The sequence below is a fragment of the Streptacidiphilus sp. MAP12-16 genome (assembly GCF_041262165.1).
GTDB lineage: Bacteria > Actinomycetota > Actinomycetes > Streptomycetales > Streptomycetaceae > Streptacidiphilus.
Map to the genome: position 1 here is coordinate 12,558 of NZ_JBGCBY010000044.1, position 12,476 is coordinate 25,033.

The 12,476-nt window shown below is 70.7% G+C and carries 8 protein-coding genes; 4 read left to right on the forward strand and 4 right to left on the reverse strand.

Annotation, left to right across the window (positions count from 1 at the left end):
- Nucleotides 1-78 precede the first annotated feature (78 nt).
- Nucleotides 79-4,029, forward strand: a complete 3,951-nt coding sequence (gene eccCa / locus ABIA33_RS35905) for a type VII secretion protein EccCa (protein ID WP_370087992.1) — start codon at nt 79-81, stop codon at nt 4,027-4,029.
- Between the two features lie 423 nt (nt 4,030-4,452).
- Nucleotides 4,453-5,874, forward strand: coding sequence for an APC family permease (locus ABIA33_RS35910; protein ID WP_370087994.1), 1,422 nt, complete (start codon nt 4,453-4,455; stop codon nt 5,872-5,874).
- 71 nt (nt 5,875-5,945) lie between these two features.
- Here ABIA33_RS35910 and mycP read toward each other — a convergent pair whose 3' ends face one another.
- From mycP to ABIA33_RS35930, 4 genes are all read right to left on the reverse strand, one after another.
- Nucleotides 5,946-7,193 carry a type VII secretion-associated serine protease mycosin gene (gene mycP / locus ABIA33_RS35915; RefSeq protein WP_370087996.1) on the reverse strand — a complete coding sequence of 416 codons (1,248 nt, stop codon included), beginning with the start codon at nt 7,191-7,193 and terminating at the stop codon, nt 5,946-5,948.
- Nucleotides 7,194-7,306: 113 nt separating this feature from the next.
- A complete protein-coding gene (locus tag ABIA33_RS35920) occupies nt 7,307-7,600 on the reverse strand; it encodes a WXG100 family type VII secretion target (RefSeq protein ID WP_370087998.1) in 294 nt (97 codons plus the stop codon).
- A 62-nt stretch (nt 7,601-7,662) separates the two neighbouring features.
- Nucleotides 7,663-7,974 (reverse strand): WXG100 family type VII secretion target, encoded by a 312-nt coding sequence (locus tag ABIA33_RS35925; RefSeq protein ID WP_370088000.1) that lies wholly within the window; start codon nt 7,972-7,974, stop codon nt 7,663-7,665.
- A gap of 171 nt (nt 7,975-8,145) precedes the next feature.
- Nucleotides 8,146-9,882, reverse strand: a complete 1,737-nt coding sequence (locus ABIA33_RS35930) for a type VII secretion protein EccB (RefSeq protein WP_370088002.1) — start codon at nt 9,880-9,882, stop codon at nt 8,146-8,148.
- 146 nt (nt 9,883-10,028) lie between these two features.
- Between ABIA33_RS35930 and eccE the strand changes: the two genes are divergently transcribed.
- Nucleotides 10,029-11,441: a type VII secretion protein EccE gene (gene eccE, locus ABIA33_RS35935; RefSeq protein ID WP_370088004.1), complete on the forward strand. Its 1,413-nt coding sequence runs from the start codon at nt 10,029-10,031 to the stop codon at nt 11,439-11,441.
- A gap of 122 nt (nt 11,442-11,563) precedes the next feature.
- A complete protein-coding gene (locus tag ABIA33_RS35940; protein WP_370088006.1) occupies nt 11,564-12,217 on the forward strand; it encodes a hypothetical protein in 654 nt (217 codons plus the stop codon).
- Nucleotides 12,218-12,476 lie beyond the last annotated feature (259 nt).

Sequence of the window (12,476 nt, forward strand, 5' to 3'; positions counted from 1 at the left end):
AAGAGCGGTGACGCGGGGGGCGCTTGCGGCGCTGTCCGTGCCCGTCAGGGGACTCGACAGGACGAGGCTGGTACCGAGTTGAGCGTGGTAACCGTCAAGCGACCGCCGCGGGCATACCCGCCCGCGGTACCGGGCGAGGAAGTCCGCCTGGAATCGCCGCCCGAGCTGCCGCGCGGCGACAGCGGCAGCTGGTGGCAGTCGCTGCTGCCGATGCTGGCGACTGCGGGTTCCGCCGCCTTCTTCTTCATGCCCGGCATGCAGATGATGATGAAGGTCATGGGCGGCATGATGGTCGCCTCGACCGTCGCCATGGCCGTCGCGCAGCTCAACGCGCAGCGCAAGGGCGGCGGCGGGGAGATCGAGGACGAGCGCCGCGACTACCTCAAGTACCTCGCGCAGCTGCGCAAGCAGGTGCGCCGCACCGCCTCCCGTCAGCGTGACGCCCAGCTCTACCTGCACCCGCAGCCGGACCAGTTGTGGTCCGTCGTCGCCGAGGGCCGCCGGTTGTGGGAGCGCCGTCCGGGCGACGCCGACTTCGGGCAGATACGGCTCGGCACCGGGCCGCAGCAGCTGTCGACCCGTCTGATCGCGCCGCAGACCGCACCGGTGGACGAGCTGGAGCCGCTGACCGCCGAGGCGATGAAGAGCTTCCTGGCCGCCCACGGCACTCTGCCGGACCTGCCGCTGGCCGTGTCGCTGCGCGCCTTCTACCACCTCACGATCTCCGGTGACCCGGAGACCGTGTACGGCACCGTGCGCGCCGCACTCGCGCAGCTGACGACCCTGCACTCCCCCGACGACCTGCTCGTCGGCATCGCCGCCGCGCCCGGCGCCGCGCCCGAGTGGGAGTGGACCAAGTGGCTGCCGCACGTCCAGCATCCCTCGGAGTCGGACGGCGCGGGCTCGCTGCGCATGATCTGCCCCTCCCTCGACGAGTTGGAGGGGCTGCTCGCCGACGAGCTCTCCGGCCGGGCCCGCTTCAATCGTGACGCCGTGCCGGTCCCCGACCAGCCGCACCTGGTGGTCGTCCTGGACGGCGCCGCCGTCAGCGCCGACTCGGTGCTCGCGAGCAGCGAGGGCCTGCAGGGTGTCACCGTCATCGAGGTCGTCCCGGGTGAGCTCGACGAGCTGCGCGGTGGTCTCGCGGTCGTGGTCACCCCGGAGCGGATGCGGCTGACCTCGGCGGGTGGCGGCGTCTACCGCGGGAAGCCGGACACCCTCAGCTCCTGGCAGGCCGAGGCGCTGGCCCGACAGCTCGCCCCGCTGCGGGCGTCCGTCGGCGACGACGACGAACCGCTGCTGGCGAACCTGGACTTCACCGACCTGATGGGCGTCGGCGACGCGATGTCCGTGGACGTGGCCCGTACCTGGCGCCCGCGGCCGATGCACGAGAAGCTGCGCGTCCCGATCGGCCTCGGGGCCGGCGGCGAGCCGGTGATGCTGGACCTCAAGGAGGCCGCACTGGAGGGCATGGGCCCGCACGGCCTGTGCGTGGGCGCGACCGGTTCCGGCAAGTCCGAGCTGCTGCGCACCCTGGTCCTCGGCCTGGCGATGACGCACTCCTCGGAGGTGCTGAACTTCGTCCTGGCCGACTTCAAGGGCGGCGCGACCTTCGCCGGCATGGCCGACATGCCGCACACCTCCGCGGTCATCACCAACATGGCCGAGGAGCTCACCCTCGTCGACCGGATGCGCGACTCCATCACCGGCGAGCTCAACCGCCGCCAGGAACTGCTGCGCGCGGCGGGCAACTACGCCAACATCCACGACTACGAGCGCGCCCGGGCGGCCGGTGCGCCACTGGAGCCGCTGCCCTCGTTGCTGCTGATCATCGACGAGTTCAGCGAGCTGCTGACGGCGAAGCCGGACTTCATCGAGATGTTCATCCAGATCGGCCGCATCGGCCGATCCCTGGGCGTACACCTGCTGCTGGCCTCGCAGCGGCTCGAGGAGGGCCGCCTGCGCGGCCTTGACACCTATCTCTCGTACCGGATCGGACTGCGGACCTTCTCCGCCGCCGAGTCCCGGGCGGCGCTCGGCGTCCCCGACGCCTACCACCTGCCTCCGGTGCCCGGCGTGGGCTACCTCAAGTTCGGCACGGACGTGATGGCGCAGTTCAAGGCCGCCTACGTATCGGGTCCCTATCGGGCCGGCGCCGCGCAGCAGTCCACCGGACGGGTCCGTCGCCAGCAACCGGTGCTGTTCACCGGCGCGCCGGTGGCGATGCCCCTGCTGCCCCTGAACGAGGTGGAGCCGGAGGCGCCGCGCCGCCAGGACGACGCGCTGGCCGACACCGTGCTCGACGTGATCGTGGACCGGCTCGAAGGCCAGGGGCCGCCCGCGCACGCGGTGTGGCTGCCGCCGCTGAACGAGGCCCCCTCACTGGACCAGTTGCTCCCGGCCCTCGCCGGCACACCCGACCGCGGGCTGTCCGCGCCGGAGTACGCCGGCGCGGGACGCCTGGTCGTCCCCGTCGGCCTGGTCGACAAGCCGTTCGAGCAGCGCCGGGATCTGATGTACCTGGACTTCTCCGGCGCGGCCGGGCACGGCATGGTCGTGGGCGGTCCGCGATCGGGCAAGTCCACCCTGCTGCGCTCGATGATCAGTTCGTTCGCGCTCACCCACACTGCGTCCGAGGTGCAGTTCTACCTGCTCGACTTCGGCGGCGGCGGCATGATCGGCATGCAGGGCCTTCCGCAGGTCGGCGGGGTCGCGGGCCGGTTGGACGCCGACAAGGTGCGCCGCATGATCAGCGAGGTGTCCGGGCTGCTCAACCAGCGCGAGGAGCTGTTCCGCGCGCAGGGCATCGACTCCATCGCGACCTTCCGCAACCGGCGCAGGGCGGGAACCCTGCCCGGCGAGGCGTACGGCGACGTGTTCCTGGTCGTGGACGGGTGGCTTACCTTCCGCCAGGAGTTCGAGATGCTGGAGCCCCTGGTCACCGACGTCGCGCAGCGCGGTCTGGCATACGGCGTGCACGTGGTGATCGGCGCGTCCCGCTACGGGGAGGTCCGCCCGGCGCTGAAGGACCTGATGCAGACTCGGGTCGAGCTCAAGCTGGGTGACCCGATGGAGTCGGAGATAGACCGCAAGGTCGCCCAGAACGTGCCCGCGGGCGCGCCCGGTCGCGGACTGACGGCCGACAAGCTGCATTTCCTGTCGGGGCTGCCGCGGATCGACGGCTCCAGCGGCATCGAGGACCTCGCGGACGGGGTGACCGCCTTCGTCCAGGCCGTGAACAGCGCCTGGACCGGGCCGCGCGCCCCGCAGGTGCGGATGCTGCCGGAGATCCTGCCGGCCGAGAGTCTGCCCAAGGGCTTCGAGTACCCCGAGCAGGGCATCGCGATCGGCGTGGACGAGTCCTCGCTGTCCCCGGTGTTCCTCAACTTCGACACCGACTCGCACTTCATCATCTTCGGTGACGGCGAGACCGGTAAGACCGCGCTGCTGCGGCTGCTGCTGAGGGGCATCACCGAGCGCTACACGCCCGAGCAGGCCCGCATCGTCATCGGCGACTACCGCCGCGCGCTGCTGGGCCAGGTCACCACACCGCATCTGCTGGAGTACGCGGCGGCGCAGCCTGCGCTGCAGGCGTTCCTCGGCGACATCAAGGGCTCCATGGAGCGCCGCATCCCCGGCCCCGAGGTCACCCAGGAGCAGTTGCGCGACCGCAGCTGGTGGTCGGGTGCGGAGCTGTTCCTGGTGGTCGACGACTACGACCTGGTGGCGACCTCCACCGGCAATCCGCTGACGCAGCTGCTTGAGGTGCTGCCGTTCGCCAAGGACATCGGGTTGCACATCATCATCGCCCGCCGCTCGGGCGGGGCGGGCCGGGCCCTGTACGAACCGGTGATGCAGCGGCTGAAGGAGCTGGGCGCCCAGGGCATCGTGCTGTCGGGCGAGAAGGACGAGGGCGTGCTGCTCGGCAACGTGAAGCCGCAGCCGATGCCGCCGGGCCGGGGCGTGCTGGTCACCCGGCGTCGGGGAACCTTCACGGTGCAGACCGGCTGGCTGCCGACGACGCAGTAGTCGGCCGCCGGGCCGCGTTCCGGATCGTTATCCGGACGAACACCGTCAGATCCGAAGGGGTCGCTGAGTGATACGTCACTCGGCGGCCCCTTCGGCATGTCCGGAGCAGGGTTGGACGAGGGTTGGCGATAGCGGGTTCAAAGCGCGGACATGCCTTTCATATGTAGATCGACTGCACTCAGCACAATGGATATGAAGGCAAGTGGACATAAGGGCTATTTAGCCCACATCGCTGACCTGGAATCAGATTCGTTGTGACTGTCGAGTACCGCAACGAAATCCGAAGCAAACCCGGCCTTGACGCTTTCTAAACCGTGGGGGTTACATGGCGAGCGGAGAGCGACAGATTCGCAGCATCCCATCCGACCGGAGGCGATACCGCTTCTCCCGCATCAGAGGCCCACCGATCCGATCGGAACGCACATGACCGACACGCTGAGCCCGGCCGTCACGGCCACCGCAGCCCCGCAGGACCGACAGCAGGCCGCAGAGCCGCAGAAGCTCAAGCGCTCCATCGGCGTCGTCGGCGGGACCCTGCTGACGCTGTCCTGCCTGACCCCCGCATCCTCGCTGTTCGTGATCGTGCCCCTGTCGTTCGCGACACTGGGGACAGGGACCGCGATGGCGATCTGCATCGCCATCGCGCTATGCGTCGGAGTGGCCTTCTGCTACTCGGAGCTGGGAACCCTGATCCCCAGCGCCGGCGGCGAGTACGCGATGGCGGGCCAGACCATCGGCCGGTTCTCCGGCTGGTTGGCCTTCATCCAGGCGCTGATCGTGGTGATGATCGTTCCTCCGATCATCGCGATGGGAACCGCCGCGTACCTCGCCCCGATCGTAAATGTGGATCCGAAGATCATGGGCGCCGCGGTCATGCTGCTGGCGACCCTCATGGGCCTTCTGGATCTGCGGGCCAACGCCTGGATCACCGGAATCTTCCTCTGTCTCGAGGTCATCGCAGCCGGGCTGGTCGCAGTGCTCGGCTTCACCCACACTCAGCGCTCGGCATCGGTCCTCTTGCACCCCGAAATCGCGGCGGCCCACGGTACTGGATCGCCCGTTTCCGCCCTTACTATCGTGGCCGGGCTGGGTGCGGCACTGTTCATCCTCCAGGGCTTCTCCACAGCCGTGTACCTGTCCGAGGAGATGGAAAACCCCCGTCGCACCGTGTCCCGTACGGTCCTGTGGACGCTGGGCATCGGCTCCGCCGTCATCCTGATCCCGACCGCCGCGATCACACTCGGCGCGCCCAGCCTGGACGCGCTGGCGGGCGGCGACATCAGCGGCATGGTGACCTCGTGGAGCAACTCGGCGATCGGCACCTTCGTCAGTCTCTGCGTCGCCCTCGCCATCATCAACGCTGCGATCGTCATGGTCATCCAGAACTCCCGGGTGCTCTACTCATCGGCTCGTGACCGTGCGTGGCCTGAACCCGTCAACCGCGCGTTCGGCAACCTGAGCAAGCGCTACGGGTCTCCGTGGATCGCGACTCTCGCTGTGGGTATCCCCGGCGCGGTGCTCTGCTTCGTCCCGCAGACCACGCTGAACAACATCACCTGTGTCGCCGTGGTCGTCCTCTACATGTTCGTCGCAATCGCAGCCCTTGCCTCGCGCCGAGGTGCCCACAAGGAGCGCGCAGCTTGGCGGATGCCACTGTGGCCGACGATCCCTGCGCTGCTGCTGATCGGCCTGGGCTACATCCTCTACATGCAGGACACCAAGGCCTTGATCTATACCCTCGGCATCACCGTGGTCGCCGCCCTGTACTGGGTCCTCTATCTGCGGCCCCGGCCGGAGAGCCGCTGGATCATCACCATCCCGGAGGACGAGAAGTCCGCGATCTGACCCATGCGCACTGCTGAATGCGGTGAGGGCCCCACCCGTACGGGTGGGGCCCTCACCGTTCCGCAGGCACCTCAGGCGGTGCGGCGGCGGCGCGAGTCACGGATGACGACCGCGACACCGGAGATGACCATCACTGCCAGCAGGCCCAGGCCGAGGGCGTAGGTCGCGGTGCGCTGGTCCCGATCGGCCTGGGTCTCGCCGAGCCCCAGCGGGCGCGGCTGGATCGGCGCGGCCGAACCGGCAGTACGGACGGTCGGAACGGCCGCCATCTCCGGCGCCGAGGTGTCCGAGAGCGCGGCGACCGGATCGACCACGCCCCATCCGATGAAGTCGTTGCGACCAGGATCGGTGCGCTGCGCCGTCTGCTCGATCCTGGCGATGATCTGCTGCGCCTTCCAGGTCGGGTGCAACTGCTTGAGCAGCGCGGCGACCCCGGCCACGTAGGGGCTGGCGAAGCTGGTTCCGCTGTCGACGCACTGGCCGCCCTTGGGCACGGTGGAGACCATGTCCACCCCGGGCGCCGCGACCTGCACCGAGCGGCCGGTCTCGGAGAAGGCGGAGGCACGCTCGTTGTCGCGGTCGGAGGCGCCGACGCCGAGGACGTCCGGGAAGGAGGCGGGGTAGGTGGCGGCGGAGAGGTTCTCGTTGCCCGCCGCGGCGACCACGACGATGTTGTTGCTGAGGGCGTTCGCGACCGCGATCCCGAGGCTGCTGTTGTCGGCCAGCGCGACCGGCTTGCCGTTGGAGGCCACGTCCTGCGAGATGTTGATCACGTCGACGTGCTGCCTGACGGCCTCGTTGACGGCCTGGGCCAGCGTGTCGGCGTTCCCGCTGCCCTGCGAGTCGTTCTGCCGCAACGAGAGGATGCGGGCGTCCGGAGCCAGACCGACGAAGCCGGTACCGGTGGTCGGACGGGCCGCGATGATGCCCGCCACCATGGTTCCGTGGCCGACCGGGTCGGTGAGCGAGTTGCCGCCCTGCTTCGGCAGGAAGTCGGTGCCGGCCGCGACCGCACCGCGGAGCTGCGGGTTGGTGTCGTCCACGCCGGTGTCGATCACGGCGACGGTGACGCCCTTGCCGGTGGCGTAGCGCCACAGCTGCGGCATCAGGACCCGTTGCAGGGACCAGGGGTTGCCCGGGATCTCGGCGGCCGGGAAGACGCACTGGCCGTTGGACTGAAGTGCGGACTGAGGTACGGACTGACCTGCGGAACCGGCCGGTGCCTGGGCCGGTGCGTGCACCGCGGCGGGAGCGGTCACGGCCAGGGCTGTTGCGGCGAGGACCGCGGGAATCGCCTTGCGGCGGTAGTGCCTGCTCACAGCTGTCTGATCCCCCGCGGTGTCCACTCCGACGTACGTACTGCCCGGCAACGCCGTCGTGCCGAGACCCGTCCGGGGCGGACCAGGGATCGGCACGACGGCGACGAGAGGGTTCAGTGGCCCCAGATGCTGGAGTTCTTGTTCTCGGTCGCCTGGTAGTTCTGCGCGGCGCTGTCGAGCGCGCCCGCGATCTGGGTCAGCACCTGGTGCAGGTCAGCGGCGGAGCTGTCCCACTCGGCCTGGCGGGCGCGGTAGCCCTCCTGGGCCTTGCCCTCCCAGCTCTGGGCGATCCGGCTGACGCCGGCCTTCAGCTCGTCGAGCTGGGACTGCACTCGCGACGCGGTGCTGCGGACCTCTTCGGCCGCGTTGGAAATGGTCGAAAAGTTGACCATGATGTGGCCGGACATGATGTCTCCTTCTCAGGCAGTCTCAAGCAATTGGAGTTGTTCAGCGAACCAGCGACGACACGTCAGCCGAGAGCTGAGGTGATCTTGCTGATCGAGGAGTGCTGCTCCTGCTCGGTGCTGGTGTACTGAGCCGAGGTCGAGTCGATCGCATCCTTGATCTCGTTCAGCACCCGGTTGAGCTTGTCCGCGTCGGTGTTCCACTGCTCCTGAAGGCGGTGGTACGACTGGGCCGCGTCACCCTGCCAGCCCGAAGTGATCGAGCTGATGAGGTTGTTGAGCCGACCGAGCTCCTGCTGGATCTGGCTGTTGACCTCGGAGATGCGACCCGAAAAGGCACGCATCTCATCGGCGGTAGTCCTGAACTGACCCGACATATGCACCGTCCCCCATGAGACAGACAATCGAGACCGGGTGTCCGGTCAAGGAACGCCCAGCCGACACCACAGCGGTGATGCCCCGAAGAACTCTAGCTGTCATGACCGCAGCCCCCAACACCGGGCTCTGGAGCAGTCGGCGGGCATTCGCCGCCCCGGCGTGACCGAGCGTCAGGATCCCTGCTGCTCAGCGGCCGCAGTCGAGTTGAGGTTGGGCCCGGAGGGAAGCAGGCTGGACCAGGACTCGGGCACCGGGGCCGGGTTGAGCCCGCCGTACCCCAGCCGGGCCTGGGCGTTGTCGGGCTGCGCACCGCCCTGGCCCGTGGTCGACGGCGGAGCGGCGGGCGCCGACGAGGCACCGGACACTGCTGCTCCCGCGCCCGAAGCGCTGCTGTCGGTGTTGATCTGCACCGGGTAGCGCAGGCCCGTGTCCGTCAGCAGGTCGACCGCCCCAGCGGTGGTACTGGTCCCCGACACCGAGCGGTAGAGCAGACCCGTGCCCGGGGTGACATAGACGCCCGCAGAACCCGAGGAGCTGTCGATCGGGTACGCCGGGCCCGCCCACAGGCCGAGCACGGGAGCGCCCGACGCGGAGGTCGAGCCCGTGTAGACGCTGCAGGCCACCGTCGAACCCGACGTCGAACCCCCGCCGTTCGTGGCCGAGTTGACCTGGCCCACGGTCGACTGCGGCCAGTCCTTGGCACCCTCGAACTGGGCTGCGGTGTTCGCTCCGGGCACGGCCACCGCGTCCACCCTCGGCTCGTCGACCATGTCGGTGTGCAGGGCGCCGAGCAGCCGGTCGGTGAAGTCGGACACCCGGTGGATGCCGTCCTGCAGCACCACGTAGTGCAGGTACTGGCCGTTGTCGCCGAGGACCCGGAAGAGGTCGCCCACGTGGTTCACCCCGCTGATGCGAACGGGGGTGGGCTGCCCGTATCCGGCGATGTCGGCCTTGGGGACGGTGATCGGGTCGCCGATGCGCAGCGTGGCCAGCCACTCCTTGGTGACGGCCTGCGGCTGACCGACCGTCGCACCGAACGCGGCGGTGGCGAGGAGCATGGAGGAGGACGAACCGGCGGCCGAGGAGGGGCTCGCGGCGGGCTGGGACGGCGTGGTGGAAGGAGAGGCGGCGGGGGTCCCCGCGCCCTGCTTCCCCTTCTTGTTCTTTCCGGAGCTCGACCCCGAACCGGGGCTCGGGCTGCTGCTCGCGCCGGCCGCTGTCACCGACGAGAGCTGCGTGTTGGCGCTGTTGTCCGCGCCACTGGCCAGGAGGTGCGCCGTCCCGGTCGCGTCGACCAGGTACGCCGCCCCGTCGGGGCCCTGGACGTAGAAGGCGTGGCGCCCATCGACCCGGCGCGCACCGGCGACCTTCGCGGCGTCCGCTCCGCCGAGGACGAACAACTTCTGGTCCGTGCCGCCCTGTCCGCCGCTCGCCGGACGGTCGCACTCGGCCCACACCTTGGCGCTCGCCGCGTCCTTGGCGGTGGGGAGGCTGTCCGGGGCGTACGGGATGCCTATGGTCGCGCCGTGCGGCACCGTGCCGGAGTTCAGAACCGAGTCGTCGACCTCCTCCACCGAGGAGTTGGCGCCGAGCAGCAGTCGCGCCGAGGCGATGTTCAGCACCGGGTGCAGCTTGTGGTCGCCGAGCATCACGTAACGGGTGGTCGTCTGCTTGTCCACGATGACCGCGTTGGCGCTGTCCCAGTGCAGCGGCGCCGACGGCTTGATCATCCCGTACGCGCCGAAGCCGGCGACCGTCAGAGCGCCCACGACCAGGCTGGGCATCACCGCGCGCAGCGCCTTCGGCGCGTCCTCCTCGTTGCCCCCGCCGGAGGGTTGCAGAAAGGCGGCGACCGTGCGCCGCCGCGAAAACGTGTAGGCGCTCAGCTCGTTCCGGCGTGATGGCATGCTGTTGACTCTCCCCGTCCCAGTGCTATGGGTCCGCGCGCGAACGGTACGTACCGTACGGGTACGGTATTGCGATCAGCCAACCGGCCACCGGTTTCCCGCTTGTCGACAGACGGCGGGCCCATCCAGAGAGGTTGACCCGGGGGATGCCAAGCAAGACCGCGTCACCGCGCTCCCAGCGCCCTGACGGCCCGTACGGGCCGCCCACCGGGGGTTTTGGCCCCGCTCCCGCCATGCCGCAGGACCGGCCGTCCGGCGCGCCGGTCCAGGTGGCGATCCGGCCGCGTCCGGGTCGGCTGGGGCCGTTGCGGCTGCCGCAGTTGATCCTGGTCGAGACGGCCGCCGCCCTGGTCGTGATCGGCCTCGCCACCATCCGGATCGTGCTGATCCCCTGCGGCGTGGCGGCCGTTGTGCTGGTGCTGCTGGCTCTGCTGCGCCGGAACGGCCTGTCCCCCGCCGAGCTGGTCCGGGCCCGCGCCGCGCTGCGGGCGCGTCAACGGCGCGCCGCCGCAGCCCCCCTGGACGTCCAGGGTGACTCCCGGACGGACCCGGCGATGGCTCCCGCGCTGGAGTGCGAACCCGCGCTGCGAACCGTCCAGCACACCGTGGAGTTCGAGGGCAGCTCGACGACGGCGCGACGCGAGCGCCGGGAGATCGGCATGATCGGCGACGGTACGTTCCTGACCGCCGTCATCCAGGTCGAAGCCCCGGACGAGCCGCTGCGCCCCGCGCGCGGCTCCCGGCCGCTGCCGCTGGACCTGCTCGCCGACGGCCTCCAGGTCGACGACATCGTGGTGGACGCGATCCAGGTCGTGCAGTACAGCCAGCCCTCCCCGGCCCCGCACCTGCCCGAGCAGGCGCTCGCGGCGCGGGGCTACCGCGAGCTTCCGGAAGGGCCTTCCACGCCGGGCCTGCGGATGACCTGGGTCGCCGTCAGGCTCGACCCCGAGCTCTGCCTCAGCGCCGTCGCCGCACGCGGCGGCGGCGAGGTGGGTGCCCGCAAGTCGCTGCAGCGCGCCGTCGACCAGCTGGCCAGCCGACTCGTCGGGGCTGGGCTGCGCGCCGTCGTGCTGGACGCGGGCGGGGTGACGGCCGCCGTGTCCACGGCGACCTGCGCGAACCCGCTGCGCGCGGGTGGCGCGGCAGCGGGGGCGACAACTGCCGGGCGGCGTACGGCGGAGACGGTGCGAGCCTGGCGCTGCGACGACCGCTGGCACACCACGTACTGGGTCGGGCAGTGGCCGAAGCTGGCCCCGTCCAGCCATGGCTCCGGAGGTGCCCGAGGCGGCTCCGGAGTCGGGTCGTCCGACCTGGTCAATCTGCTGACGGGCACGCCGGCGCTGGGGAGCGCCTTCAGCCTGACGGTACGTCAGGCATCGGCGGGGGCCGTCGCTCTGAGCGGACAGGTGCGGGTGACGGCGCGCGGCGAGAGCGAGCTCGAGCAGGTCACCCGGCAGTTGGAGTCGCGGGCGCGCAGCGCCGGGGTCGGGCTGGTACGACTGGACCACGAGCAGGTGCCGGGCGTGCTGGCGACGCTGCCGTTGGGTGGGACACGGTGAGGGGATCGGGTTCGGTGGCTGTGACGGGATCTGCCGCGGGTTCGGGCGAGTCGAGAGGCGGCGGCCGGGCGAGGCGGGCCTGGGCGGGCTTCGGTCTGCACGGCCCGCGCCGGGATCAGCATGTGCTCACCAGGGACCAGTTGTCCGCGATGGCGCTTCCGGTCGGTGACGACGGGGTGCTGATCGGCACCGACGGGCAGGGTGCTCCGGCCGTGCTGGGCCTGTTCCGGCCGACGGCCTACGACGTGGTCCTGGTCGGCGGGGTGTGGACGGCGCAGCTGATCGCCCTGCGGGCGGCCGCGACCGGTGCGCGCGTGGCCGTGGAGACCGGACGCGGCCAGGCCTGGGCCCCGGTCGCGCAGGCGGCGGGCGGCGGGCAGCCGTGTGTGACGGTGCACCCGGTGGGACGGATCGGCCCGCAGGGCGCGTCCGTTGCCGCACCGGTGCTGGTGGTACGCGACTGCGGCGCTCGGCCGACCAGGAGCCGGCTGTCGGCGGGCCCCTGGCAGACGACGCTGACCCTGCTGCCGTTCCTGGGCCCCGGCGCGGAGCGGCTGCTCGCCTCGGCGGACCTGGTGGGCGTGCAGCGGATCGCGCCGCAGGAGGCGGAGTTGGCGGGGAAGGCGCTGGCGCTGCCGGCGTCGGAGATCGCCGCGCTGTCCAATCTGGGTGACGGGGTCACCCTGTGGGGGAACCGGCGGCGGCGCGCGTTTGTCCAGGGAGGACCGACCGGTGCCGAGGCGCAGGTGCTGGGGCAGGCGCGGCGGGTGGACTGACGACCTGCGGAGCGATAGGGCTCGGGTCAGCGCACGCCGCCACAGTGACACTCTGCGGCTCCGCCGCGCGGCCTTCGATGGCAAGGCGCCGGGACGCCGTTGTAGCGGAGCTACTGGGCGCGCGGCGCCAGCCGCCGATGTCAGAGCGGCAACGCGGCAAGCGGAGGTGCCGGGCGGCGGGCGCCCGAGCCCTGTGGGTGGCGAGCGTGGTGCGACGTCAAAGCGGTAGGGGCGGGGTACCCGGGGAGGGGAGAGGGGC